We start from the raw sequence: 25,821 nt of genomic DNA, 5'->3' as shown, positions 1-25,821 counted from the left end.
GCGCCGTCGCTTTCCAGCGCGGGGGAGGATCGTACGTCCTCCCCCGTCCCGAGCCGCCATTTGAGCGTTCCATCGGGGTTGAGGCAATAGAGATAGTTGTCGATAGATCCGAAGTACACGGCGCCGTTGCTTCCCAGCGCGGGGGAGGTTCGTACGTTCCCCCCCGTCCAGCGCCGCCACCGGCGCGTTCCATCGGAGTTGAGGCAATAGAGATAATTATTGTCCGAGCCGATGTAGATGGTCTCATCGGTTCCCACGGCGGGGGAAGACCAGGTTGACTCGCCAATCTTGTAGCTCCACAGCAGGACGCAGGACTGCGGGCCCGCGTAGCCGCTCTGCCCCGTGTGGCGCACGTTGCCCATAAACATCGGCCACGGGGTGTCGGCTAGCTGGCCGTGCGCCGTCCCGAGCGCCCACGACGCCGCGATCGCGATGAACAGAACTCGTCTCATCTCAACACCTCCCCCTTTGCGTGCGCGACGGAAAGCCGCCCCCACCCCCGTCGCCGGGGGTGCCGGAGTCTTCGATTCCGGCGATGGGCCATGCGCACTTCGACGGGCGCCCCACGCAGGATCGCGGACAACCATACGCAAGGCATAGCATGTATAAAATGTAGTGTCCACGATGCGCCGTGAGCCCGTCAATCCCCCGAGGGGGGTGATTTTCGGGGCTTTTAGCTCGCGCCTCGTAGACGTTGTATGCAACGCACACGACCGGAAAGAGTTGCGCGTTAATTCGTCCCGGGACGAATTAACGCGCAACTGCAATCCGCGCAACGTGTTATATACAACGTCTACGATAACCAGGTTCGACGCCGAGGTCGTCCGCCACGCGTCCACCGTCCCCCCCTCGAGCACGTACGCGCCCTCGGGGATGTTCGAGAACGCCGCCGCACGCGCCGGGTACCCACGGATCGGCGACGAGTGCGCGTCAGGCGTTTATCCTACATTTCCGCGCCCGGACCCGATAGAATGTGCCGCGGGAGGGCGCGGGGATGGGAGAGGGAGCCGTCGTCGTCGGCACGCGGGGGAGCCCGCTCGCGCTCGCGCAGGCGCGGGAGGTCGTGGCCGCCCTGCGGACGGCGTGGCCGGAGCGGGAGTTCCTGGTCAGGCCGATCCGCACGGCGGGCGACGGGCTCCCCGCCCCGCCGGTTCACGGCCCCGGGACGAAAGGGCTCTTCGTGAAGGAGATCGAGAAGGAGCTGCGCCGGGGCGGGTGCGACATCGCCGTCCACAGCCTCAAGGACCTCCCCGTGGAGCAGCCGGAGGGGCTCGCCGTCGTCTCCGTGCCGCGGCGCCTCGACCCGTACGACGTCCTCGTCTCCGACGAGGGCGAGGAACTGCACCGCCTCGCCCCCGGCGCCCGCGTCGGCACCTCGAGCCCGCGCCGCGCCGCGATGCTCCTCAACGCCCGGCCCGACCTCCGCGTCGTCCCGCTCCACGGCAACGTCGACACGCGGCTCCGGAAGATGCGCGAGGGCAGGTGCGACGCGTTGGTCCTCGCGGCGGCGGGTCTCGCGCGCCTCGGCGTCGGCGGGGTGGCGTTCCAGCGCCTCGTCCCGCCCGCCTTCCTCCCGGCGCCCGGGCAGGGCTGCCTCGGCCTCGAGGTGCGCACAGGCGACGACGACGCGCGCCGCATCGCCGCGGCGCTCGACCACCCGGCCTCGCACGCCGCCGCGCGCGCCGAACGGGCGCTCCTCGCGGCGCTCGGCGGGGGGTGCGCCATGCCCGTCGGGGCCTTCGCCGGGCCCGGCGAAGAGCCCGAGACGCTCCTCCTCCGGGCCTGCGTCCTCTCTCCGGACGGCGGGGAGGCGGTGCGCGGCGAGGCCGAGGGCGGGGCGGCCGATCCGGACGGGCTGGGCGCGCGCCTCGCCGCGGCCCTCGTCGACAACGGCGCCGCGCCTCTCCTCCGCTGAACGGCGGGGGACACTCCTTGCGCCGGGTTCATCCGGAATGGGCCGCGGCGCACGCATGACCGCCTTCGCCGCGATGCGGCACGGCCGCCGTCCACGGAAGACGGTCGCTCCACAAGGGGCGGAAGTCGGCGTGCCGCAGAGAGCGTCCCCGTCAGTGCGCGAAGTCGACGAGGACGTCGTCCTTGAAGTAGAGGAACCGGTAGCGCGAGGCGAACGGGCTCCGCGTGAACGGGAAGACGCTCCGGCGGCGCGGGTGGTAGTAGGTCCACTTCTCAACGCGCCCCCCGGCCGTCGCGGTGTTGAACTTCTTGTCCGGGAACCCGTAGACCCTGTGGACCTCCGTCTTGGTCATCCCCTTGAGCACCACCCCGTTGCGGATCGCCCAGTCGATCATCGCGTCCCGCCGCGCGCCGATCGCCTTCCGGTCGAGCGGCTGCGCGCCGGATTCGGCCGCCAGGACGCAGACGGCCGCCAGAACAACCGCCGGCGCGGAGAGGAGGATCCGGACGCGGCATCTCATGCGGGCGCCCCCCCCGGTGCGCCGCCGCCCAGGAGACCGGCGAAACAGTCCTCGAGCTCGGCGACGGCGCCCGTGACGGCGGGGCTGACCCCCTCCCCGTCCCGCGCGGCGGCCGGCTGGATCCCCACGACCACGACGCGGCAGCCGCACCGCTCCTCGAGGTACGCCGCGAGCGGACGGAGCGAAATCCCGTGCGTCGAGAAGGCCCCCGCCCCGAGGGAGCGCGGGTCGAGGAGGCGCACCTCTCCTTCCCGCCCGCCGAAACAGGCGGCGTCGGCGATGAAGACCGTCCGGGGGGAAAGGGCGGCGACGAGCTCGCAGTAGTTCTCCGGGGTTGTGCCGCCGTCGAACGCCCGGTCTATCCCCCGGGCCGCGAGCCGCGCCGCGAGGAGGCTCCCCGCCCCGTCGTCGCCCCGCAGCCGGTTCCCCACCCCGAGCAGGACGCCGCGCGCCGGCCCGTCTCCGCACAGGCCGCGCCTGATCTCATCCCTCCATGGAGAACTCAACGGTGGAGCTCCTCCTGCAGCGCGGGCAGAGCACCCGCATCCGGTCCCCCCGGAGGGTCCCATCCCGCCCGCCAGGGGGCGGTTCCTCCGTTGGGGCGAGGGCGTCGAGCATGGGAAGCATCAGGGTGGGATTGGTGTATGCGGCGGGCCCCACGCGCCGCGCGATCCAGAGCAGATGGTCGCGGGCGCCGACGACCTCCCCGCAGAGCTCGCAGAGGACAAGCTCCTTCTCGATCGATTCCCGGATCTTCCCGCGGTCGTCCGTCGAGAGGTCGAAGTCGGGGGTCATCACCACCCCCTTCCCGGTGATGCAGTTCCTCGCGCACTGCGCACAGAAGATGCAGTCGTCCAGGTGGATGGTGAGCCGCCGCGTCCCTTTCCTGTCCCGCAACGAGTCGGTCACCTCGATATCCTTCACCGGGCAGACGACGGCGCACGCCCCGCAGCCGACGCACCCCTTTTCGTCGAAGCGCGGCACCCCGCGGAACCCCTCCGGCACCTCCGTCCCGGCCGCCGGGAAGCGCGTCGTGCAGCGGCGCCCGAAGAGCGCGCGAATCCCCTCCCGCAGCTCCCTCAGTTTCGGCGCCCTCATCGTAGCCGGACCCCGTTCTTTGCCCGGGCCTCCGCGGCGTCTCCGGCGGCGAACCGCGCCGCCTGCCGCGTGCCGCGCAGGGCGTCGCGCGCCCCCGCGAGCAGGGCGCGCGGCGGCCCGGGGAGCAGGAGGAGGCCCGCCGCCGCGGAGAGGACGGCGAGCGCGACCATCGGCGCCCGCATCGACGGCGGCGCCTCACGCACCGCGTCCCAGTGCGGTCTCAATTCGCCGTAGAAGATGGCGCGCTGCGCCTTCATCACGGCGCCCAGCGTGAGGAGGCTCCCGAGCGCCGCCGCGCAGGCGAGGCCTCCGAGCCCCGCCTCGACGCACCCGAGGAGGATCAACAGCTTGCTCCAGAAGCCGCCGAGCGGCGGCACGCCGGCCAGCGACAGCGATGCGGCGAGCGACGACGACGCGGTGACCGGCATCCGCTCCCTGAGCCCGCCGAGCCGGCGCAGGTCGCGCGTCCCGGCCGCCCTGTCGACCGCCCCCGCCGAGAGGAAGAGTGCCGACTTGGCCGCCGAATGGGCGCACAGGTGCAGGAGCGCCCCCGCCATCCCCAGCGACGTGCCGGTGGCGGCCCCGGCGACGATGTAGCCGACCTGGCTCACGGAGGACCAGGCGAGAAGCCGCTTGTAGTCGTGCTGCGCCGCGGCGAGGAGGGCGCCGCCGATGATCGAAACCGCGGCGAGCGTCGCCAGCACGCCCGCGACGCCCGGCCCCGGGGCGGCGAGGAAGAGCCTGAGCAGGGCGTAGACGCCCAGGGCCTTGACCAGGACCCCCGAGAGCATCGCGGAGACCGGTGCCGGGGCGGAGGTGTGGGCGTCCGGGAGCCAGGCGTGGAACGGGGCGAGGGCGGCCTTCGTGCCGAACCCCGCGATGAGAAGACCCGCCGCCAGCCGGAGGGCCGGCGTGGCGCCCGGGGCGGCGAGGGCGGAGGCGGCGTCCGCGAGGGATGCCGCGCCCGTGGCGGAGCGGAGCACGGCGGCCCCGAGGAAGGCGAAGAGCGAGGCGAGGCAGCCGATCGCAAGGTACTTGAAGCCGGCCTCGAGCGCGTCTTTCCCCCCTCCGTGCGCGACCAGGGCGTAGCTCGCCAGCGAGGCGATCTCGAGGAAGGCGACGAGCGAGACGAGGTCGGCGGCGCAGACGGTCCCGACCATCCCCCCCGTCATGAGCAGGAAGAGCGCGGAGAACCCCCCTTCCCGCGCGGACGGCGCCAGGTAGCCGTGCGTGTAGAGCGACACCGCGAAGCCGATCAGGCCCACCGTGACGAGCAGGAGGGCCGAGAGGCCGTCGACGGCGAGCCCCGCCGCCTCCCAGGCGAAGGCGCCGCCGAGGCAAACGCGCGCCGCCGCGCGGAGGGAGAGCCAGAAGACGGCGAGGGACGCCGCCGTCCGCACCAGGGCCGCGAAACGTTTCCCGGAGACGGCGCAGACGCACGCCCCCGCGAACGGCGCGGCGAGCAGCAGCGGCAGGATGTTCATCCCCCCCCCCCCGCTCATCCTTTGAGCCCCCTGATCTTCGCGAGGTCGTCGGTGCCGAAGCGGCGCCGGAGCCCCGCCCCCATGGGGGCGAGCAGGAGGGCGGCGGCGAGCTGCGCGGCGATCCCCGCCCACGCCATCCCCCCCTCGACCCCGCCGGGCGTTCCCGCGGAGAGCAGCCCCGCGAGGAAGGCCGCCGCGTAGGAACAGAGCACGACGCCGAGCGCGGTCTTGGAGATGCTCCGCTTCGCGAGCATCGCGTACACGCCCGCGCAGAAGAGCAGAAGGCCGAGGGTCGCCGGAAGCGCCGCCTGGCTCATCGCGTCCCCTCCCCCGGTTCCCGCCCCCCGTTTCGCCGTCCCCTCGCGACCGCCCGCGCCGCCCCCAGCGCCGCGAGCACCACGGCCGCATCGAGGATCCTCTCCGCGGCGAGCCGCCCCGCCGACGGATGCCCGACGACGGGCGCCGCGGCGCCGAGCAGCGAGGCGAGGGGGCCCCGGGCGGCGACGAAAACGAGGACGGCGAACAGCAGCGACGCGCCGAGCCCCGCCCGCGTCCCCGCAGCCGTCCCGCGGACCCCGTCCGCGGACCCCGCGCGCAGGAGGATCGCGGCGATGGCGATCGCCGCGCCCGCCTGCGCGAGGGCGAGCCGCGGGGCGCCCATCGAGAGGAACGCCCCCGCGAGGGCGAGCCCCGCCGCGCCGGCGGCCAGGGCCGAGGCGCCGGGCCTCTCCTCCTCCGTCGCCACGAGCGCCCCCGCGAGCATCAGCACGCACAGCACGACGAGCGTCACCGCGGATCCCCCCCTATCGCGCCAGGGCCCAGACGACGGCCGCGAGCCCCGCCAGGCACCAGGCGATGTATACGGGCAGGCAGCCGCCGTGCGCCCGTTGGAGCAGCCGGGCCGCGGCGAAGACCGCGTCGCGGCCGCGGTCGTACAGGTCGAATCCCCGCCGGCCCGCGGCACGGTAGATGCCCCGCAGCCCCCGCATCTCGGTGATCGTCTGGTAGAAGTCCGTGCCCGAGAGGATCATCTCCGGCGTGCCCTCCTCGCCCCCGATGAACGGCGCGCACTCCCGCGCGCGGGAGAGGCGGCCGGCGAGGCATACGAGGAGGCCGAGAAGGAGCCCCGCGGCCAGCAGCACGGTCGCGGCCGTGGAATTCCAGAACCCGGGGAACGACACCGCAGCCCCGACGGCCGGCCTGATCAGCGGCGCGACGCCGAGCGGCACCGCCCACACGCCCAGGGCGACGCACGCCGCCGCGAGCGCCGCCGCGGGCCCCGCCATCGACGCGCCCGCCTCGCGCACCGCCCCGCGCCCCCGCGCGGACGGCGAGGAGGGGGGGGAGAGGAAGACGGCCTGCACGACCTTCACGAAGCTCGCGAGCGTGAGGACGCTCCCGAACATCGCCGCGAGCAGCCAGACCGTCCAGAGTTTTCCACCGTGCCGCCCCATCTCGAGAAGCCCCTGGTAGACCATCCACTTCGACGCGAACCCGTTGAGCGGCGGGACCCCGGAGATCGAGAGGCTGGCGATGAGGGTCGCGGCGAAGGTGACCGGCATCGCCCGGGAGAGGCCGCCGAGGCCGTCGAGATCCGCGGTGCCCGCCCGCCGCTCCACGGAGCCGGCGGAGAAGAAGAGGCAGGTCTTGTAGATGCTGTGATTGAGCATGTGGAACAGCCCGCCGGCGATCCCCACCGCGTTCCCGGTCCCTATCCCGATCAGCATGTAGCCGACCTGCGAGACGGCGTGGTAGCCGAGGAGGCGCTTGAGGTCGTGCTGCGCCATCGCCATCATCACGCCGCAGATGATCGTCGCCGCGCCCACGGCGAGCAGGAGCCTCTGCATCCCCGCGTTCATGGCGAACAGGGTCAGACTCGCCCGCGCGACGAGGTAGATCCCGAGGAGCTTGTCGAGCGAGGCGGGGAGGAGGGCGGTGACGGGGACCGGGGCGCGCTCCGCGCAGTCGGGGATCCAGGTGTGGAACGGGACCGCCCCCGCCTTCGCGAAGGCGGCCGCGGCGATGCACAGGTACGCGGTCCACGCAGCCGCCCCCGAGAGGGGGAGCGGGGAGGCGGGACGCACCCCCGCCCCCGCATGAAAGGAGAGGAGCGCGACGCCGAGGACCATGAACGCATCCGTCCCCCCCACCATCAGCATCGTCTTCTTGGCCGCGTCCGCGGCGGCGGGACCGGCCGCGGCGATGAGGAGGTACAGGGTGATGCCCATGAACCCCCAGGCGCAGAGGAGGAGGACGAGGTGGTCGGCGAGGGCCACGCCCATGCCCGCCGCCTCCGTGAGGAGCAGCAGGCACCAGTACGCCCCCCCCCGCTCCCGCGGGGCAAACCAGCCGAGCGAGTAGACGCCCGCCAGGAGCCCGAAGCAGGCGATCCCGAGGCAGACGAGGCGCGACAGCCCGTCGGCGGCGAGGAGCGGAACGCCGTTCCATCCCCACGGGGCGGCGCCGCGCGCGAACAGGAGCGCCGCCAGCGCCCCTTCCGCCCCCAGCGCCGCGACGGCGCAGGCGGCGCAGAACGCGGGGCGGCGCCTGAAGGCGAGGCAGACGGCCGCCGCGAAAGACGGAAGGAGAATGAGCGGCCATGCGGCGTTCATCGGATGCCCATCCTTCTCCGGATCCGGGCGGTCTTCTCCCGGGAGAGACGGATCAGGGCGTCGCTGTCCCAGCGCGTCTCCCCGGTCGACGCGTCGACCGCGGCCATCCGCTCGGTGCAGCAGTAGCACGGGTCCACCGCGGCCAGGATGATCGTGGCGTCGGAGACGGTCTGGCCGACGACCGCCCGGGCGTTCGTGGCGACGTTCATGAAACTCGGCGCGCGCACCTTGTAGCGGGCCGGGCGGTTCGTCCCGTCGCTCCGCACGTAGTGGAAGACCTCCCCCCGCGGGGCCTCGTGGCGCCCGATCCCCTCGCCCGCCGGAACGGCCTTCACCCGGGCGTCGATCTCCCCGGGCGGGAGACCGTTCAGGCACTGGACGATGATCGACCGCGATTCGTACATCTCGAGGATCCGCACCAGGAGCTTGTCGTAGACGTCGCCGCGCGTCCCGGTGACGACCTTCCACCGGACCTCCCCGTAGGCGGCGTACGGGTCGTCCCTCCTGACGTCGATGTCGACCCCGGACGCCCTCGCCGTGGGCCCCACCGCCCCGTAGGCGCGGATATCGTCGGCGGTGAGCGCCCCGACGCCCTTCGTCCTGGCGTGGATCACCGGGTCGTCCACGACCGCGCCGCGGAACAGGTCGAGGGCGGGGCGGAGGGTGTCGAGCGCGGCGAGGAGGGAGGGGATCTCGGCGTCGGCGATGTCGCGCCGCACCCCCCCGATCTTGAACATCGAGTAGTTCTGGCGGTTCCCGCTGATCCGCTCGAGGAGATCGAGGACGATCTCGCGCGTCTTCCAGGCCCACATGAACACCGTGTTGTAGCCGATGAAGTGGCCCGCGAGGCCGAGCCAGAGGAGGTGCGAATGGATCCGCTCGAGCTCGCCGACGACGCTGCGGATGTAGCGGGCGCGCGGGGGGACCTCGCAGCCGATCAGGTTCTCGACCGCGTTCACGCTCGCGAACGGGTGGCTGGTCGAGCAGATGCCGCAGATCCTCTCCACGAGGAACAGGATCTGGTCGTACGACCTCGTCTCCGCGAGCCCCTCGACGCCGCGGTGGTTGTAGCCGAGCTGCACGTCGAGCTTCACCACGCGCTCCCCCTCGACGTGGAGCTTGAAGAACTCCGGCTCCTCCTGGAGCGGGTGGTACGGCCCCACCGGGATGATCCGCTCGGTCATCTCCCCTCCCCCCCCGCGTCGCGGCGCAGCGGATGGACCCCCGCCGGCCAGTCGTCGGCGAGGAGGAGGCGGCGGGGGTCCGGGTGGCCGACGAACGTCACCCCGAGCATCTCGGCGATCTCCCGCTCGACCCATTCGGCGGCCTTGAGGCGGGGGGCGAGCGATTCGATCCGGGGCTTCTCCTTCGGCAGGGTGACGCGCAGCGAGAGGACCGCCCCGTCCGCGTCCGCCGAGAAATGGTAGAGCAGCTCGATCGCCCCCCGCGTGTCGGTCCCCGACGCGGTCACGAAACGGAGCCGCCATGTCTCGCAGAGGGCGCGGGCCGTCGGCACGAGGCGGTCGGCGGCGAGCTCGGCGTAGAAGCGTTTCCCGTGCCGCTCCTCCCAGCGGGAGAAACGGTCCGCGAACGCCTCGCGTATCCTCTCCATCGACGCGCTCATAGGGTCCCGATCGCCTTCACGATCCCGCTGATCAGCGCCTCCGGCTTCGGAGGGCAGCCGGGGATGTAGACGTCCACCGGCACGTGCGCGTCGAGCGGCTCCATCGTGTGGTAGCTCTCCTTGAACAGGTGCTGCCCGCAGGCGCAGGTGCCGCACGCCACCACGAGGCACGGTTTCGGCGCGCTCTCGTAGAGCTCGCGTATCTTGGGCGCCGCGCGCCGGTTGATCGAGCCGGTGACGAGGAGGATGTCGGCATGCCGGATGCTGCAGACGAGGAGGATGCCGAACCGCTCCACGTCGTAGCGCGGCGTCAGGCAGTCGATGATCTCGATGTCGCAGTTGTTGCACGACCCGGTCGAGAGATGGAAGACCCACGGCGACCTGGCGCGCGCCCAGCGTTTCCAGTTCATCTGATCACCGGTCTGTTCAATACCCCATGAGCGCCAACAGCACCGCCCCCCCCGCCGCCGCCGTCACCGGCCCCCAGAAGAAGGCGAGCGCCTGGTCGATGCGGAGGCGCGGGTTCGTGTTCTTGATCAAGGTGACGAGGAGCAGCACCGCCCCGTATTCTACTAGGGAACGCACGATTCCCCAACCGTGAAACCGCGCCCCGCCCGCGAAGAGGGCGAGCAGGAGGGCGGGGAGCACGACGAGGAGCATCATCTTCGTGAGCCGGAACGCCGCGAGCATGCTTCCCGAGTACTCGATGAGCGGGCCGGAGCTCAGCTCCGTCTCGGCCTCGGCGATGTCGAACGGGGCGAAGCCGAGCTTCGCCTGCACGCAGAGGAGCGCCGCCGCGAAGGCCAGGGCGCCGGAGAAACTCCCGAGGAACGCCCCGTGGAGGCGCTGGAAGGCGACGATCGCGCCGGTGTTGATCGTGACGCCCGCCTTGATGACGGCGACGAGGAGGGCGAGGGTCATCGGGACCTCGTAGGCGATCATGAGCTTCATCTCTCGGCTCGCCCCGAGCGAGGCGAGCGTGTTGCGGGACGCCGCCCCGCCCGCGATGAGGGCGAGCGGGGGGAGCACCAGAAGGTAGACGATGACGAGCAGGTCGCCGACGAACCCCCGCGCCGGATCCAGGCACGAGGCCCCGAGCATGCTCGCGACCAGCGCCACCGCCGCCAGCCCCGCGAACGGGGCCGCGGCGAAGAGCCCCCGGGAGCAGCCGCGCGGGACGACCGTCTCCTTCGCGAGCAGCTTCAGGATGTCCGCGAACGACTGGTACCACGGCGGCCCGACGCGCCACTGGATGCGCGCGGTCAGCTTCCGCTCGACCCACGACGCCAGCATCCCCGCGACCGCCGTGGCGGCGAAGCCGGGAAAGATCAGGTAGATGCACAGCGTCTTCATCCCGCCCCCCCGCGGTGCCCGGCGCCCGGCGGCGGGCCCAGGCACCTCCTCCTCGACCAGTGATGCGAGATGCCCTGGATGCGGTCCCCGAGCAGCGGGACCGATTCCTCGGGGAGGTCGTTTTCCTCGCGCCAGTCGAGCGCTCCGTACGGGCAGCTTCGCACGCAGACCGGCGGCTCCCCTCCCGCCCTGTCGAAGCAGAGGTCGCACCCCGAGAGCGCGTACGGCAGCAGCTCGGGGTAGATCGTCCCGAACGGGCAGGCGTGCGCGCAGGAGCCGCACCCGACGCAGCGCATCGGGTGCCGCTCCAGCGCCCCCTCGGCGTCCCTCTCGAGCGCCTCCACGGGGCATGCGCGGACGCAGGTCCCGTGCTCGCAGCGGCGGCAGACGAGGGCGTAGACGGCGAGTTCGCGCAGCCGGTCGATCCCGCGGTTGGACGGGTGGTAGTAGTAGCTGCACCCCGTCACGCACCCCGGGCATGCGCTGCAGATGTCGAGATTCACGATCAGCTTCTTCATCGTCGTTCCGGCGCGCCGCGGACCGGCCCCGGGGTCAGAAGAACCTCCCCCGCAAATCCTTCAGCGTCCGGAGGTTCCTCGCCGACTGCTCGTCGAGCGGGTCGAGCGACAGCGCCTTCTCGAAGTGCGCCATCGCCTTGTCGAGATCCCCCTTGTAGTAGTAGGCGCAGCCGATATGGTAGTGGGCGGCGGCCATCTTCGGGTCCATGGCGAGCACGATCTTGAACTGCTCGATCGTCTCCTTGAGCAGCCCCCGCCGCGCGTAGGCGATGGCGAGGTGGTAGTGGATGAACTTCAGGTTCGGGTTGTGCTCGAGCGCCGTCTTGTACATCGCGATCGCCTTTTCGAGGTGGCCGCGGTAGTAGTAGATGACCCCGAGGCGGAAGTTGGCGAGGTAGAGCGACGGGGTCGCACGGAGCGCCGCCTCGTAGGCGGCGATCGCCTCGTCGAACATCCCCAGGCGGTAGTAGGCGGTGCCGAGCTCGTAGTGGGCGATGCCGAAATCCCGGTCGAGCTCCACCGCCCGCTTGTTCTCCTCGAGCGCCTCCGGGAGCATGTCCCGGTGGTAGTAGATCGCCGCGAGCTCGCGGTGCGCGCGCGAGTTCGACGGGTCGATCCGGATCGCCTCGCGGTACTCCTTCACCGCCTCGTCCACGTCGCCGCGCCGGATCGCGAGGTAGCCGCGGTCCATGTGCACCGCCGCGCCGGTCTCGCGCAGGCTCATGCCGCACTCGGCGCAGAACTTGCTCTTCGTCGCGTTCGCCGCGTTGCACCGCGGGCATTGCGTCATCGCCTGTTCCCTCCCCCACCGTGTCTCACGGGGCCCCGGATGGATCTTTCATACCGTCATCCCGGCGAAAGCCTGGATTCAACCGATATTCCCCTGGCGACCGGATTCCTGCTTTCGCAGGGATGCCATCGACGCACGATCATCAGCGCCGTGTCGGCGGGCCGCCGCCCCGTTCAGTCCCAGATCTCCCGGAGGTCCTTGATCTGATCGTACGTGAAGACCGGGCCGTCCTTGCATGCGTAGAACGGCCCCAGGCGGCAGTGGCCGCACTTCCCGAGGCCGCAGCTCATGTTCTTCTCCATCGAGAGGTAGATGTCGCGCGGGGCGAAGCCGACGTCGAGCAGCTTGAAGGTGGTGAACTTCATCATGATCGGGGGGCCGCAGACCACCGCAACGGCCCGCGCCGGCTCCACCCCCAGGTCCTCCAGCAGCGTCGTGACGAGCCCGACGTTCCCTCCCCAGGAGGCGTCGCCCCGGTCCACGGTGAGGACCACGTCGAGCTTCGGGTCGCGGCGCCAGCGATCGACCTCCGCGCGGTAGATGATATCGGCGGGCGTGCGCGCCCCGTAGCGCAACAGCACCCGGGCGTATCGGTCGATCTCGTGCCGCAGCGTGAGGAGGAGCGACCGGAGCGGCGCGAGCCCGACCCCGCCGCCGCAGATGACGACCGTCTTCCCCTCGAACTCCTCGAGCGGGTACCCGTTCCCGTACGGGCCCCTGACGCCCACCCGCTCCCCCTCCCGCATCTCGTGCAGGCGGGCGGTGACCGTCCCAACCCGCATCACGGTGAGTTCGAGGCGCTCCCGCTCGAAGTGGGAGCTGGAGGGGGTGAACGGCGCCTCCCCCACCCCGGGCACGGTGAGCTCGACGAACTGCCCGGTGCGGAACGGCATCGGCTCGTCGGGCGCGAGGAGGAAGCTTTTGATCGTGGCGCTCTCCGCGACCGCCTTCTCGATCGTCGCCCCGACGGGGAGATACGGGTTTTTCATCATGGCATACGTTGTACCACGGAGAACGAGGAGTTCACGGAGAACGGCGAAGGCGGCGGGGATCATCGCTTCGGCATCCTCCACGCCCCCACGCCCCCACGCCCTTCTCCTCCGTGTCCCCTGCGGCGGGACGTTATCCCCGCGGCGAATTCCGTGTATCGTTGCCGCGGATCGCACGGATCTTCACGGATTGTCGAAAGAAACAGAATCCTGATCCGTGTTGATCCGCGTAAATCCGCGGCGAAAAAGAAACCGCGTCTTCTCCGTGATCTCCGCGGTGAAATGTTACCTGCAGCCGCTCAGCTTCTTCATCACCTCGCGCATGTCGATCCGTCCGATGCACGCCTCGACGCACCGCCCGCACCCGGTGCAGCCGGAGACCCCCATCACGACCGGGCAGAAATGAAACTTCTTTTCGTACCGGTTGCGGAGCCGCTGATAGAGCTCGGGCCGCGGGTTGCCCCCTCCCCCCACCCGCGCGAACCCTTTGTACTGGCACGAGTCCCAGTTCCGGAGGCGCGTGAACCGTTCCCGGCCGTGGTCGGAGAGGAGAAAACAGTGGCAGGTCGGGCAGACGAAGTTGCACGCGCCGCACTCGACGCAGCGTTCCGCCTCCTCGGCCCAGACGCCCGACTCGAAGACCCGCTCAATCAGCTCCTTCGACGTGCCGCCCCACGCGTAGCCGCGGGCCCGCTGCTGCTCCTCGAGGGCCGCCGTCAGCCGTTTCCGCGCCGCGGCGACCTCCGCGAGCTGCGCGGCGGAGGGGGGGGAGAAGAGCTCCCGCGCTTCGTCGAGGAGCGCCCGCCCTTTTGGGCTCCCCGCCTCGACAAGGTACCCCCCTCCCGCGGGGGAGAGGTTGAGGTCGAATCCCTTCTCCGGGTACGGCTTCCCCCCGACGAGCGTGCAGAAGCAGACCTCCTTGAACGCCGTGCAGTCCGAGGAGACGATGAGCGTCCGTCTCCGGTTGCGGGCGTAAAACGGGTCCGCCGTCTCGTCGGCGAAGACGAAGTCGAGCACGGCCAGCGAGGCGAGATCGCACGCCTTGGCCCCGAACACCGCCTGCGGCGCGCCGCCGGCATCCGGCGCCCCCCCCGCACCGAGGACCTCGCCCACGTCGAGGCGCGCCTCGAAGAGAAGCGGCTTCAGGGACTGCACCGCGCGGTACCGGTTCCAGCCGATCCGTGGGCAGCCGCCCGGCCCGCAGGCGGCGAGGCGATAGTCGTCTTCGTGCGCGACCGGGTGGCAGATGCGCATCGTGCGCGCGAGCGACCCGACGAACGCGTGCCAGTTCTGCTCCGAGACGTGCCGCACGTCCATACGACCGCCCTACCTCCCGCCCGCGGATCCTTCGCGCCGCGGCGAGTCCGCACGCAGGCGCCGCAGGAAGCACTCGATTCGGTCGAGCGCCTCCTTCAGGTTCTCGTAGCTTGCGGCGTAGGAGATTCTGACGAACCCCTCCCCCACCTCTCCGAAGGCGGTCCCGGGCACCACCGCGACCTTCTCCTCCTTGAGCAGGCGCTTTGAGAACTCCATCGAGTCGAGGCCGGATGAGCGGATGCAGGGGAAGATGTAGAACGCGCCGTCGGGCCGCACGCAGTCGAGCCCCATCCGCATGAGCCGCCCGTGCACGAGCCGCCTCCGGCGGTCGTACTCGCGCTTCATCTCCCGGACGTCCTTCCCCCCCCTGCGCAACGCCTCGCACGCGGCAACCTGCGCCATCGTCGGCGCGCACATGATCGCGTACTGGTGGATCTTGGTCATCGCGTCGATGACCCCCCGCGGCCCCGCCGCGTAGCCGATCCGCCAGCCGGTCATCGCGTACGCCTTGGAGAAACCGTTCAGATAGATTGTCCGCTCCCGCATCCCCGGGAGGAGCGGGAACGGGGTGTGCTCGAAGTCGTAGGTGAGCTCGTCGTAGATCTCGTCGCTCAGCACCGTGAGCCTCGTGCGGCGGATCGCGGCCGCGAGCGCCGCGAGCTCCTCCCTGCGGTAGGAGACGCCGGTCGGGTTCGACGGGTAGTTGAGGATGATCCCCCGCGCGTCGCGCCCCAGGTGACGGCGCAAGAGCGCCGGGGTGAGCTTGAACCCCGACGTCTCGCTGAGCGGGATGCGCACCGCCTCGCCCCCCGCGAGGCTCGTCATCGGCGCGTAGGATACGAAGCACGGCTGGGGGACGAGGAACCGGTCCCCCCGGTCGAGGATCGTCCGCAGGGCCAGGTCCACGGCCTCGCTCACCCCGACGGTGACGAGGATCTCGTCGTCCGGGTCGTAGCGGAGCCCGTACCGCCCCCTCAAGAAGTCGGAGATCTCGGCGCGGAGTTCGCGCAGCCCCCTGTTCGAGGTGTAGGAGGTGAACCCCTGCTCGAGCGAGTAGATGCCGGTCTCGCGGATGCGCCACGGGGTGTCGAAGTCCGGCTCGCCGACGCCGAGAGAGATGACGTCGTCCATCCCGATGACCAGGTCGAAGAAGAGCCGGATACCGGACGGGGGCATCTCCCGGACGCGCTTCGCGATGGGAATCTTCATCTTGTCCGCCTTGCGCCCGCCCCTTCCATCGCGCTCTTCCCCTCCACCCTTTGGGGGGATGGGCGCGTTACGGCGTGACCGCGAGCCGCCGGTCCTTCCGTTGCCCCTTGACGAGGATGTCGCCGTCCTCCTTGTACTTCTTCAGGAGGAAGTGCGTCACCGTGCCGCGCACGTGCTCCATCGGCGCGAGCTTCTGCGCCACGAAGTTGGCGACCGACTGGATGTCGCTCCCCTCCACGGTCAGCAGCAGGTCGTAGCCGCCCGAAAGAAGGATGCAGCCCTGCACCTCCGGGAACAGGTAGATCCGCTCCGCGACCCGGTCGAAGCCGACGTCCTTCTGCGGCGCGGTCTTCACCTCGATGAGCGCCCGCACCCCCCGCGACGGCCTCTTCAGGAGCTCGCGGTTCACCACCGCCTTGTACTTGAGGATCACACCCTCCTGTTCGAGCCTCCGGATCTCGCGCTTCACCGCGGCCGGTTTCTTCCCGAGCATCGCGGCGATCTCGTCCGGCGTCCGCCGCGCGTCCTTCTGGAGTATCTCGAGTATCTCGTCCGTCATGGCGCATCCCCCCTCACAGCTTCTCGGTGTCGTCCATGTCCGTCACGAGGACGGCCTCGTACCGCCCCCGCGGCGAGGTCACGCGGACGAGCGTCCCGCGGGCCTTCACCCGGTCGCCCGTCCGGTACTCCCCGCGCTTGCCGCCGTGGTAGATGACGAGGACGGCGTCCGGCCCGAGCGCCCGCGCGCCGATCCGCGCGTCCGCGAGCGGGAGCCAGGTCGGCATGAAGCCGGTGTGGTCGTCGTTCGCGACCGTCCCCACCGCCTCGATCCCCCGCTCGAGCGGATCCATCTCGAAGCTCGGGAGCGGGATCTCCGTCGGGTCGGTGTAGGAGAAGAACGGGCAGATCATGTCCCCCGCGTCGTCGTAGAACCGTATCGCCCAGTGCATCCCCATCTCGAAGACGGCGCGTTTCGGGTCCTTGACGATCTCGTAGATGCGCGCCACCGCCCGCCGGAGCTCGGCGAGGGTGCCGTGGAAGACCAGGTCGAAGTCGTGCGCGGAGGCGAGGTTGCCGAACGCCATCGAGCCGGTGCAGCCGATCATCTCCGGGTCGATCCCCATCAGCGCCCCGACGTTCCGGATCGAGCGGTCGATCTCCGCCGACCGCTTCCGCGCGATGGCGAGGGAGCGGCGCGGGGGGACGAAACCGACGAAGTCGCCGAGGTCGAAGAGGCACTTGTTCTCGGCGAAGATCGGCTTCCCCTCCTGCGTGGACGGGTCGATCTTGCGGTAGATCTCGAGCTGCCGCTTGAACGGGACCCACGCCTCCCCCTCCTTCAGGTACTGCTTGATGACGCTCCCGTACCGCGCCCCGAAGAAGTTCTTCGTGCCGGCGGGGTCCGGGATGTAGATGATGTTGGCGACGAGCTTCCCCTTCGGGTGGCAGTACCCCTCGGAGAAGGCGAGGAGCCCGTCGTTGCGGAGGAAGAAGGTCGCGTCGCGCACCTCGTCCAGCGCGGATATCGGGACGACGAAATCGTTGAAATCCGGGTGGCGCCGCACCCCCTCCATCAGCTCACGGTTGTCCTTGCCGTAGATCATGGTTGCACCTGGGCCTTTCCAAAGGTACGCGCCGGCACGGAGGAGACGGCACCCGTTTCTTGCCGCGGATTTTCACGACGCCTCGCCGACACCCGCCATCCGGCTGGATCCGCGTCGGTCCGCGGCGGCGGGGAGCGTCTGTCTCCCCGCGCCCTCCGTAACGACCCTGCGGCTCCGTCTGCTGCGCGCGCGGATACGGCGGGGTCAGGAGACCTTCTTGACGTCGCCGATGTTGACGGTGAGCAGCGCCTCGTACTCGCCGGACTGCCGCCGGGTCGCCCCCGCCCCGGTGAAGGTGCGCACGAGGACGTGCGTCGCCTCCCCCGCGATCCGGTCGCCCTCGGCGTAGTCGCCCCGCTCCCCGCCGTGGTACAGGATCAGCCGCATCCCGCCGGACCGCGAGGCCCCGTCGAGCTTGACCTTGTCGAGGCCGAGGATCGTCGGGTTGTAGGCGTTGTACGTGTGGTCCGCCACGCGCGCGTCGAGCTTCACCGCGCCGATCACCTCGCAGGTGAAGTCCCGAAGCGGGCACTCGTCGAGGTTCTGGTACGAGAAGAACGGGCAGAACATGAACTTCTCGCCGTCCACCCACTCCCAGTAGCGGATCGGCCAGTACTTGCCGAACTCGAAGACCTTGCGCTCCTCCTTCACGGCGGTGACCTTGTAGAGGTAGTCGACGATGCGCCGGACCTCCTTCACGCTCGCGTAGATCACCACGTCGAGGTCGTGCGGATTCTCGTACGTCCCGATCGAGAGCGAGCCGGAGATGCCGAACTGCTCCGGGGCGATCCCCAGGAACTCGGCCGACGCCTCCACCGAGCGCTTGATCCGCGAGGCGCTCTTGTCCCCTCCGTCGGCGCGGGCGAAGATCGCCTGCATCGAATGCAGGTGCGGGAAGTGCCCGACGAGGGAGTCCACCGGCACCATCGCCTTGTAGCGCGCGAACGGCGGCTTCTGGACGTCGAGCGACGGGTCTATCTCGAGGTACCGCTTGAGCTGGAGCGGGTAGAACATATTGAGGGGCTGGGTGTTCATGATCCCCTTCGTCAGGTTCTCGTACGCCTGCCCGAAGATCTTCTTCTTCGCGTACGGGGGCACCTCCCCCTTCTCGGGGACGAAGACGATGTGCGACACGAGATGGCGTTCCAGGAGCGGCTTCTCCGGCTCGTGGCAGTACCCCTCGGAGAAGACGAACGTCCCGTCCTCCCGCAGGAAGTAGGTCGCGTCCCTGAACTCGGTCTTCTCGTCCACGGGGACGAAGAACTCGGCGAACTTCTCGTGCGCCTGCATCCTGCGTATCATCTCGTGCATGGTGGCCCCCCTGAATGTTGCGCCGCCGTTTGTAGCATCAAAAGGGCCCGAGGGCAAGCGAAAAGCCCCCCCGCGGAGCCACTCGAGCGCCTCCTCGCGCGTGGAGAGGCGGTTCATGAGCTGCTCCTCCTCGATCGCGGCGAGGATCCTCCCGATCCCGGGGCCCTCGCGCCAGCCCATCGCCATCAGATCGCGCCCGGTGAGGAGCGGCGGCGGGGAGAGCCGCGCCTCCCCGAACTCCCTGCACCGCCGCCTGAGCGTGTCGTACGCATCCAAATTGCCGTCGCTCGCCAGGCAGTCCAGGCGGTGGAGCGTGAGCTCGCGGGGGAAGGTCCTCCGGCGCATCAGGCGCTTGAGGGTGCTCTCGCGCATCCTGGCGACGTCGAGGAACGCCATATGGTTCTCGACGCAGTCGGCGATCATCTCCCGCTCGCGCGACGGGAATCGCAGGCGGTCGCAGACCGCCCGCGCGATCCGCGCCCCCTCGATCTGGTGCCCGTCGAAGCGGATCCGGTCGCGCACGGAGAAGGTGACCGGTTTCCCGGCGTCGTGGAGAAGCGCCGCGAACGCCGTCACGGCGTCCCACGTCTCCTCCGCCCCGGGCACGTCGCGCGTCTCCAGTGTCCCCTCCGCCTGGAGCCTGTCCTTCTCCTCGAAGAGCCGGACCGTGTGCCTGAAGACGTCCCCCTCGGGGTGGAACCGCGGCGGCTGCCGCACCCCCTTCATCGCCTGCACCTCGGGGAGGAGCGGTCCGAGGAGGCCGGTCTCGTCGAGGAGGAGGAGTCCCTCTCCGGCGCGGGGGCCGATGAGGATCTTCAGGAGCTCGTCCCGCACCCGCTCGCCGCTCACCACGCCGATCTCCGGGGCGTGCTCCCCCACCGCCGCGCGCGTGCGCGGCTCGATCGAGAAGCCGAGCGTCGAGGCGAAGCGGACCGCGCGCAGCAGCCGGAGCCGGTCCTCCGCGAAGCGGACGGCCGGGTCCCCGATCGCCCTGATCGTCCGGGCCCGGATGTCGGCCCGCCCCCCGACGTAGTCCAGCAGCCGGTCTTCCAGGGGGTCGTAGAGCAGGCCGTTGATCGTGAAGTCGCGCCGGCGCACGTCCTCCCGCCTCGAGGAGAAACGGACCCCGGTCGGCCTCCGCCCGTCCCGGTACCCGGTCTCCGTCCGGAAGGTGGCCACGTCCACGCAGTGCCCGTCCTGAAGGACCAGCATCACGCCGAACCGCCTGCCGACCGGGACGACGCGGGGGAAGAGCCGGGAGACCTCGTCGGGAGAGGCGGAGGTAGCGATGTCGTGATTGCGCTGCTCGTACCCCTCGCGCCCCAGCAGCCAGTCGCGCACGCAGCCGCCGACGAAATACGCCTCGAACCCCCGCTCCCTCAGGCGACGCACGATCGCCAGGGCCGCCTCGCGCGCCGACAGTCTCATCGCGCCCGACCTCCCGGGAACGCCGCCGCGTTTAGCGGTGGCGGGGCTCCCCGGTCTTGTGCTATGCTCCTGCGTCGCCGCCGGATACGGCACGATGGTACCACACGCCGATGACCGGAAAAAATCTCTTTTCCCTTCCCGTGCTAATCGTCTTGATGCTCGCGGTCATCTCCGCGGTGATGCTCGACTGCGTGCGCCGCCGGGAGGCCGTCTACGACGGCGTCATCAGGGCGGCGAGCGCCCGCCACGGCCTCGATCCGCTCCTCGTGAAGGCGGTGGTGCGCCGCGAGAGCAACTTCAGGGCGGACGCGCGCGGCTCCAAGGGGGAACGGGGGCTGATGCAGGTGATGCCCGTGGTCGGCAAGGAGTACGCCGCGTGGCGCAGATGGAGCGCGCTGCCGAAGAAGGGGCTCCTCGACCCGGAGCTGAACACCGAGGTGGGCTGCTGGTACCTCGCGAAGGCGATGCGGCGCTACCGTGCTTTCCGGGACCCGGTGCCGTTCGCCCTCGCCCACTACAACGCCGGGGGGCGGAACGTGGACCGCTGGCTGGCCGCCACGCGCACCCCCGGCAACGCCCGGCAGTTCATCCGGGCGATCAGCTACCCCTCGACGCGGCGCTACGTGCGGCAGGTCACGCGGCGGTACCGCCTCTCCCGCCTCCTGCGGTTCCTCTGAGCGTTTCCCGCCCGCGCGCCTTCTCCACCGCGCCAAGCACCGCGTCCCTGACCGCCCCGTACTCCGCCGGCAGCGAGACCGGGAGGTTCGCCTGCCGCGGGGGGGCGCCCGGAAGGGTCCCCTCGTGGTAGCGGGTCTTGAACTCGGAGAACTTCAGCCCGTGGGCGGTCGAGATCACGACGACGCGGTCGTTCCGCCGCACCACGCCGCGCCGGACGAGCTTCACCAGCGCCGCGAGGGCGACGCCGGTGTGGGGGCAGGTGTAGAGCCCGGTGCGGTCGGCGCGCGCGCTCGCGTCCGCGAGCTCGTCCTCCGTCGCCTCCTCCACGACCCCGTCGAAGGCGGAGAGGACGCGGACCGCCTTCCGGACGCTCACCGGGTTGCCGATCTGGATGGCGGTGGCGGCGGTGCTCTCCGCCTTCACGGGGTGGAACTCCTTGAAGCCCGACAGGAACGAACGGTAGAGCGGGTTGGCCCGCGCCGCCTGCGCGCACGCGATGCGGGGGAGCCGGGAGATGATCCCGAGCTCCCGCATCTCGAGGAGCCCCTTGCCGAGGGCGCTCACGTTGCCCAGGTTGCCGCCGGGGATCACGATCCAGTCGGGGACCTCCCAGTCGAGCTGCTGCACGATCTCGATCCCGACCGTCTTCTGCCCCTCGACCCTGAGCGAGTTCATCGAGTTCGCGAGGTAGATCTTCTCCCGGGCGCAGAGCTCGCGGATGAGCGCCATGCAGCCGTCGAAGTCGGTGTCGAGCGACAACGTGAGCGCCCCGTGCGCGAGCGGCTGGATGAGCTGGGCGGTGGAGACCTTGCCGCGCGGGAGGAAGACGATCGCCTGGATGCCGGCGGCCGCGCAGTAGGCGGCGAGCGCGGCGGAGGTGTCCCCGGTCGAGGCGCAGGCGACGCCGATGATCTTCTTGCCGTCGGCAATCATCTGGTTGACCATCGAGACCAGAACGGTCATCCCGAGATCCTTGAACGAGCCGGTGTGCTCGTTGCCGCAGAGCTTCACCCACAGCTCGTCGACGCCGATCTGCGCGCCGTACCGGTCGGCGCGGAACAGGTTGCTCCCCCCCTCGTAGAGCGAGACGATCCGGTCGTTCCTCACCGCGGGGCAGACGAGCTCCTTCTTGCCCCAGACCGAGCTCCCGTACGGCCACTCGGTGCGGCGGTACCTCCGGTCCCAGAGCTTCTTCCACTCCTCCCCGGGCGTCGCCCGCAGGGCGTCCATGGCATGGCGCACCTCGAGCAGCTCGCCGCATCTCCGGCACTGGAACACGATCTCGTCGAGCGGGTACCGCTCGCCGCACCCCGCGATACACTCGAACCACGCCCGGTACTCCATCGCCGCTCCCTTCCCGCGCCTCATTCGCCGCCGGAGACCTCCAGCCCGCTCTCTTCCTGTTTCGCGCCGGCCCCTCCCTCCGCGGACGGGGGGGTCGGGGGAGCGCTTCGTTCCGGCTCCCCGGACCGGCGCTGGAGCTGGGCGTGCCGCTCGAGGAGGGCCTGGTACTGGCGCTGGACGACGGCCCGCTCGTTCTCGATCTGTTCGAGCTTCCGCTCCAGGGACCGCGCCTTCTCGACGGCTTCGGCCAGGGAGCCGCCGCGTTCTTGAAGCTGCGCCTCGAGCCCGGCCGTCCGCGCCCTCTCCCCCTCGAGCTCGCGCCCCAGTTCGAGGTTCGTCTCGCCGAGGTCGTTCGCGCGCCGCTCGTGCGCGGCGGCCTCGCGCCCGCACCGGGCGAGCTCGGCGTCAACCGCCGCCTTCTCGGCGGCGAGCTTCTCATGTTCGCGGACAAGGTCGGCGTTCTTCGCCTCGAGCAGCGCCTTCTCCCCGCGCAGGCCGTCGAACGCCCGCCGGGAAACGACGCAGCCCGCGCAGCAGAGGATGAGCAGCAGCACCGGCATTCGCCTCATCGAGGTTTCCTTTCGTCGTCGGCGGGGATAGTGTAGCACAGGGCCGGCCCGGGGGGGGAGGCCGAACGGCTCAGTGCACGATCTTTACGAAACTGTTGCAGCCGGGATAGACGGTGAACGGGACCTGCAGCCGCTCCCCGTACGGCATCGCGGCCTCGATGGTGAGCGTCCCCTCCGCGGTCTCGGGCCCGACCAGGTTCATCTCCTCCCCCGGCGCCGTGAAGTGCCCGGTCCAGGTGAAGATCAGATCCGCGGGGTTGTCGTAGCGGCCGTCGACGCGGATGTTCCGCGACTGCCCCCGCCTGCGCGGGGACGGGCTCTTCCACGCCTCCCCCTCGAAGGCGAGCGTGAGCATGAACTGCCTGAGGCTCCCCTCCTCGCGGCCGAGCGCGAGGCGCAGACCGTCCCAGTCGCCGCGCAGGAACCTGCGCAGGTAGTCGAACGCCGGGTTCTCCTCCTCCATGTACGCCGCCCCGAAGCGCCGCCTCCCCCATCCGCCCAGCGCCCTCTCCGGGAAGTGCATCACGCGGAGGGGGACGACGGTGAGGTCGGGGAGGCGGTCGCGGCAGAGAACCGCCGCGGGATCGCCCCGGCGGCGCGGCGCCTTGACGATCTCGAACGCGTGGTCGCTCAGGTGCGCGCTCGACTGGTCGACGATGCCGTCGCCGTGGGGGCCGTTCACCCCCACGATACAGAGGGTATTGTCGGGATCCAGCGGGTACCGTTCGTCCCTGTTCGACCGGGCGAGGTCCTCCATGTTCCGGAGGTGGTACACGGTGCCGATCCGCGTCTGGGCGATCTGGGTCAGTTCCCGGCGCGCGAAAAGCCTGAGGACCGGGAAGAGTTTGAACAGCAGCATGCCCTCGTTGGCGCGCGGGGAACCGAAAAAGGAGCCGGCGGCCGAGACGAACGAGGGGGAGAGCGCGAGCAGGTCGTGGTACTGCGCGTAGTCGATGAGAAAGTTCCGTATCCGGTCGCGCTCCTCGAGCGAGCAGTGCTGGAGGGAGTGCGCGCAGAGCCTGAGCTCCCGGTAGCGCTTCGGGTACCGGGGCGTGCCGGGCTCCTCGAACCGGTCGATCTCGGGGTAGGCCGACGACGGATCGTCGAGGTAGGCGATGAAGTCGTTCAAGCGGCGATGGAGCTTATCCTCCGCGCGCTGGTAGAACTGGCGGAGCTCCGGATCGCGCCGGAACTCGCGCTGGCGCTGGATCTTGATGTTCCGTATGACGAGGAAGTCGTCGAGGGCGGTCATCAGAAACTGGAACTCAGGGTCCTGCCGGAGCGCCCGCCACTCCTCGCCGAAGCGGGCCTCCATCGCGTCGTAGTCGCGCTTGAGCTGGAAGAAGACCCTGCAGGCGATCTGCTCCATGATCACCGCGCCCTGGCTGTAGCCGAAGAGCACGAGGCGCCGCAGCGGCGGGAGGCCGAGGGACTCCCTGCGCTCGTTCTCGTACTGGACCTCGCGCACCACCGCCGGCCCGACGCGGGTCCAGGCGATCGCCAGGTCCGAGGCGAAGAGCGCCGCGCCGCTGATGAGCGGGTTCTCGACGGTGTCGTAGGCGAGGACGCGGCAGGGGATCCCCTCCGCCGCGAGCATCTTCACGAGGAAGCCGAAATGCTGCTCCTGCTCGACCGGGAGCCCGGGTATCCGCAGGCCCGGGATGGCGAGCACCAGCGGCGTGTCGGGGCCGGTCTGCGCCGGATAGACCCCCTCCTGGCGAGGGATCTTGCCCACGGAGACGATGGCGCAGCCCGCGCAGAGGGTCGACGCCGCCAGGCACACGACCGCCAACAGAGGGCGTGGCGGCACGGCGCTCACCGCTCCCCTCCGCCCGCGGCGCCGTCGTGCGATGAGTCCATGAGGCGGTACGACCATGCGGGGCGCTCGGCGATGACCGGTCCGCCGGTCTCGACCATCCGGAGCATCAGGATCCCGGCGAGGGGGATCCGTTCGCGGGGGCATGCGGCCATTGCGTACGGCGACACGGGACGCGGCGGAACAGAGGGGGCGGCCGGGGCGACCTCCCGCACCGCGACCTCCAGCACCTTCCCCTTCAGCGCCACCCCCTCGATCTGCACCCCGTGCCCCGCGGCGGGGCGCGCCCCGAGGAAGACGGCCACGACGAATTCGCGATCCCAGTCGACCGCGGGCAGCCCCTGCGCGTCCTGGTACGCCCCCGTGACGTCCTCCGCCCAGACGCGGCGCATCTCGTCGCCATCGCGCGCGAGGGCGACCTCGGGCGCCGACGCGGCCTTCCTCGCCCCGTAGACGGCGTCGTCCCCGGCACATAATCCCCTGAACGGGATATCGCCGGCGCACGCGCGCCGCGCCGCGCCGGCCAGCAGCACGAGCAGGAGTATCCGCTTCATCTCGACCTCCGGAGGTGGGCGCCTCTCCATTACTGTAGCCGCAGACGGGCGGGAAGGCAACCGCAATCGCCCCCGGCATGGGGGGGAAACGGAAGGGAGAGGCCGCCGCGAGGCGGGCGTTGCGGGGGACGGGCGGGCGGGACCGGGGCGTCACCGCTCCAGGCAGAATCCTTCGTACGCCATGCCGAAATGCCGCGACTGCAGTTTCGGGTTCTGGATATACGCCCACACCCTGTCGCCGGCCTGGAGCTTCTTCACGGAGATCGCCGCCCCGTCCTCGCGCACCAGGGGGATGGTCTCGGCGTCCTGGAGGATCGTGCCCACGTCGAGGTCGGCGCGGATCCCCTCCTCCCGGCCCCTGTACCGATCGATCTCGAAAACGCTGACCGGATTCCCGGTCGCGACATCCTTGAGGCGGAAGATCGTCCGGTAGCCGTCGAAGTAGCCCGCCGATTCGTCGTGGAGCCGGAACAGGTCGGCGCCCGACACGCGGTGGGTCCCGCGGACAAGGAGCATCGGCCGCGGCTCGATCTTGCTCCTGGCGACGCGGTTGGACGACACGTCGCCGCGCGCGTTCACCGTGAGCAGCTCGTCGCCCGGCTGGAGTTCGTTGAGGTACTTGGTGGAGCCGTTGGCGCACATGACGTACATGGACACGGGACCCGCATTGACCCTCGCCGGGCGCTGGTTGACGAACTGGTTGGGGATGGTCTCGCAGTGGACCAGAAACAGCGCCCGGTTGTACGCCCCCACCAGGAGGCCGTGCCCCTCCCCGAAGTTCGACAGCATGTCCACGCAGACCCGGTCGCCCTGCCCCAGCGGCCGGATCTCGTCGATCGCGATCAGGTGCATCTGCGCCTTGTCGAACGCCATCCCGTCGTCCTCCCGCCCGCGGATCCTCCACGCAACCATAGCGCATATCCGGCGCCTCTGTCAAGGATCGCCGCCGCCCGCCCTCGACCCGGGGATGTAGATTAAAGTGTGGGCTTTCGGAGAGATGTTGGCTCCCGCCCACCCCTAGGGGTGGGGGCGCCGCGAAGATTAGTATTGTCAAGAAGGGCTTGGATAAATAAAAGGGTACAACCGCT

27 protein-coding genes are annotated in these 25,821 nt (G+C 70.5%); 2 read left to right on the top strand and 25 right to left on the bottom strand.

All coding sequences use genetic code 11. The features are described 5' to 3' along the window. Positions 1-452: PQQ-like beta-propeller repeat protein (locus tag GXY35_00695; GenBank protein ID NLW93121.1), on the bottom strand; the 452-nt coding region annotated here is incomplete at its 3' end. A gap of 542 nt (positions 453-994) precedes the next feature. Here GXY35_00695 and hemC point away from each other — a divergent pair. Beyond that, positions 995-1,915, top strand: a complete 921-nt coding sequence (gene hemC, locus GXY35_00690) for a hydroxymethylbilane synthase (GenBank protein ID NLW93120.1) — start codon at positions 995-997, stop codon at positions 1,913-1,915. Between the two features lie 151 nt (positions 1,916-2,066). Here hemC and GXY35_00685 read toward each other — a convergent pair whose 3' ends face one another. From GXY35_00685 to GXY35_00595, 19 genes are all read right to left on the bottom strand, one after another. Beyond that, on the bottom strand, positions 2,067-2,435 hold the full coding sequence (locus GXY35_00685) for a hypothetical protein (GenBank protein NLW93119.1): 369 nt from the start codon (positions 2,433-2,435) through the stop codon (positions 2,067-2,069). Next, positions 2,432-2,941 carry a hydrogenase 3 maturation endopeptidase HyCI gene (locus GXY35_00680; GenBank protein ID NLW93118.1) on the bottom strand — a complete coding sequence of 170 codons (510 nt, stop codon included), beginning with the start codon at positions 2,939-2,941 and terminating at the stop codon, positions 2,432-2,434. The genes GXY35_00685 and GXY35_00680 overlap by 4 nt, the downstream gene beginning before the upstream one ends. After that, the gene (locus tag GXY35_00675; GenBank protein ID NLW93117.1) at positions 2,919-3,533 is read right to left on the bottom strand and encodes a 4Fe-4S dicluster domain-containing protein; all 615 of its coding nucleotides are present in this window, start codon (positions 3,531-3,533) and stop codon (positions 2,919-2,921) included. The genes GXY35_00680 and GXY35_00675 overlap by 23 nt, the downstream gene beginning before the upstream one ends. Beyond that, positions 3,530-5,017, bottom strand: coding sequence for an NADH-quinone oxidoreductase subunit L (locus GXY35_00670; protein ID NLW93116.1), 1,488 nt, complete (start codon positions 5,015-5,017; stop codon positions 3,530-3,532). The genes GXY35_00675 and GXY35_00670 overlap by 4 nt, the downstream gene beginning before the upstream one ends. 14 nt (positions 5,018-5,031) lie before the next feature. Further along, on the bottom strand, positions 5,032-5,334 hold the full coding sequence (locus tag GXY35_00665) for a hypothetical protein (GenBank protein NLW93115.1): 303 nt from the start codon (positions 5,332-5,334) through the stop codon (positions 5,032-5,034). After that, on the bottom strand, positions 5,331-5,807 hold the full coding sequence (locus tag GXY35_00660; GenBank protein ID NLW93114.1) for a hypothetical protein: 477 nt from the start codon (positions 5,805-5,807) through the stop codon (positions 5,331-5,333). The genes GXY35_00665 and GXY35_00660 overlap by 4 nt, the downstream gene beginning before the upstream one ends. Positions 5,808-5,820: 13 nt before the next feature. Continuing rightward, on the bottom strand, positions 5,821-7,629 hold the full coding sequence (locus GXY35_00655; GenBank protein NLW93113.1) for an NADH dehydrogenase: 1,809 nt from the start codon (positions 7,627-7,629) through the stop codon (positions 5,821-5,823). Continuing rightward, complete coding sequence (locus GXY35_00650) at positions 7,626-8,813, bottom strand: NADH:ubiquinone oxidoreductase (GenBank protein ID NLW93112.1); 1,188 nt, start codon at positions 8,811-8,813, stop codon at positions 7,626-7,628. The genes GXY35_00655 and GXY35_00650 overlap by 4 nt, the downstream gene beginning before the upstream one ends. Then, a complete protein-coding gene (locus tag GXY35_00645) occupies positions 8,810-9,241 on the bottom strand; it encodes an NADH-quinone oxidoreductase subunit C (GenBank protein NLW93111.1) in 432 nt (143 codons plus the stop codon). Before GXY35_00645 ends, GXY35_00650 begins: the two co-directional genes overlap by 4 nt. Positions 9,242-9,249: 8 nt before the next feature. Continuing rightward, positions 9,250-9,663 carry an NADH-quinone oxidoreductase subunit NuoB gene (gene nuoB, locus GXY35_00640; GenBank protein ID NLW93110.1) on the bottom strand — a complete coding sequence of 138 codons (414 nt, stop codon included), beginning with the start codon at positions 9,661-9,663 and terminating at the stop codon, positions 9,250-9,252. A gap of 16 nt (positions 9,664-9,679) precedes the next feature. Then, positions 9,680-10,606, bottom strand: a complete 927-nt coding sequence (locus GXY35_00635) for an NADH-quinone oxidoreductase subunit H (GenBank protein NLW93109.1) — start codon at positions 10,604-10,606, stop codon at positions 9,680-9,682. Next, a complete protein-coding gene (locus GXY35_00630; GenBank protein ID NLW93108.1) occupies positions 10,603-11,124 on the bottom strand; it encodes a 4Fe-4S dicluster domain-containing protein in 522 nt (173 codons plus the stop codon). Before GXY35_00630 ends, GXY35_00635 begins: the two co-directional genes overlap by 4 nt. Positions 11,125-11,158: 34 nt before the next feature. Beyond that, positions 11,159-11,914: a tetratricopeptide repeat protein gene (locus tag GXY35_00625; GenBank protein NLW93107.1), complete on the bottom strand. Its 756-nt coding sequence runs from the start codon at positions 11,912-11,914 to the stop codon at positions 11,159-11,161. A 173-nt stretch (positions 11,915-12,087) separates the two neighbouring features. Continuing rightward, the gene (locus tag GXY35_00620) at positions 12,088-12,906 is read right to left on the bottom strand and encodes an oxidoreductase (GenBank protein NLW93106.1); all 819 of its coding nucleotides are present in this window, start codon (positions 12,904-12,906) and stop codon (positions 12,088-12,090) included. 282 nt (positions 12,907-13,188) lie between these two features. Next, the gene (locus GXY35_00615; protein NLW93105.1) at positions 13,189-14,220 is read right to left on the bottom strand and encodes a 4Fe-4S dicluster domain-containing protein; all 1,032 of its coding nucleotides are present in this window, start codon (positions 14,218-14,220) and stop codon (positions 13,189-13,191) included. A gap of 9 nt (positions 14,221-14,229) precedes the next feature. Beyond that, entirely contained in the window at positions 14,230-15,429 is a 1,200-nt protein-coding gene (locus tag GXY35_00610) for an aminotransferase class I/II-fold pyridoxal phosphate-dependent enzyme (protein NLW93104.1), read from the bottom strand. Between the two features lie 67 nt (positions 15,430-15,496). Further along, positions 15,497-15,988: an Lrp/AsnC family transcriptional regulator gene (locus GXY35_00605; protein ID NLW93103.1), complete on the bottom strand. Its 492-nt coding sequence runs from the start codon at positions 15,986-15,988 to the stop codon at positions 15,497-15,499. A 13-nt stretch (positions 15,989-16,001) separates the two neighbouring features. Beyond that, a complete protein-coding gene (locus tag GXY35_00600) occupies positions 16,002-17,033 on the bottom strand; it encodes a hypothetical protein (protein ID NLW93102.1) in 1,032 nt (343 codons plus the stop codon). A 204-nt stretch (positions 17,034-17,237) separates the two neighbouring features. Next, on the bottom strand, positions 17,238-19,772 hold the full coding sequence (locus GXY35_00595; protein NLW93101.1) for a CCA tRNA nucleotidyltransferase: 2,535 nt from the start codon (positions 19,770-19,772) through the stop codon (positions 17,238-17,240). Between the two features lie 110 nt (positions 19,773-19,882). On the opposite strand from GXY35_00595, the gene GXY35_00590 reads away from it, so the two are divergent. Further along, a complete protein-coding gene (locus GXY35_00590; protein NLW93100.1) occupies positions 19,883-20,449 on the top strand; it encodes a lytic transglycosylase domain-containing protein in 567 nt (188 codons plus the stop codon). On the opposite strand, the gene thrC is transcribed toward GXY35_00590, so the two are convergent. From thrC to GXY35_00565, 5 genes are all read right to left on the bottom strand, one after another. Continuing rightward, a complete protein-coding gene (gene thrC / locus GXY35_00585; GenBank protein ID NLW93099.1) occupies positions 20,406-21,794 on the bottom strand; it encodes a threonine synthase in 1,389 nt (462 codons plus the stop codon). The genes GXY35_00590 and thrC overlap by 44 nt on opposite strands. A 20-nt stretch (positions 21,795-21,814) precedes the next feature. Next, positions 21,815-22,363 (bottom strand): hypothetical protein, encoded by a 549-nt coding sequence (locus tag GXY35_00580; GenBank protein ID NLW93098.1) that lies wholly within the window; start codon positions 22,361-22,363, stop codon positions 21,815-21,817. 70 nt (positions 22,364-22,433) lie between these two features. Further along, positions 22,434-24,182 carry a hypothetical protein gene (locus GXY35_00575; protein ID NLW93097.1) on the bottom strand — a complete coding sequence of 583 codons (1,749 nt, stop codon included), beginning with the start codon at positions 24,180-24,182 and terminating at the stop codon, positions 22,434-22,436. Beyond that, on the bottom strand, positions 24,179-24,733 hold the full coding sequence (locus GXY35_00570; protein ID NLW93096.1) for a hypothetical protein: 555 nt from the start codon (positions 24,731-24,733) through the stop codon (positions 24,179-24,181). Before GXY35_00570 ends, GXY35_00575 begins: the two co-directional genes overlap by 4 nt. Positions 24,734-24,883: 150 nt before the next feature. Next, positions 24,884-25,645 carry a hypothetical protein gene (locus GXY35_00565; GenBank protein ID NLW93095.1) on the bottom strand — a complete coding sequence of 254 codons (762 nt, stop codon included), beginning with the start codon at positions 25,643-25,645 and terminating at the stop codon, positions 24,884-24,886. Positions 25,646-25,821 lie beyond the last annotated feature (176 nt).

The sequence above is a fragment of the Chlamydiota bacterium genome, from assembly GCA_012729785.1.
Lineage (GTDB): Bacteria > Auribacterota > Tritonobacteria > UBA1439 > UBA1439 > UBA1439.
This window is presented reverse-complemented; position numbering and strand designations above follow the sequence as displayed.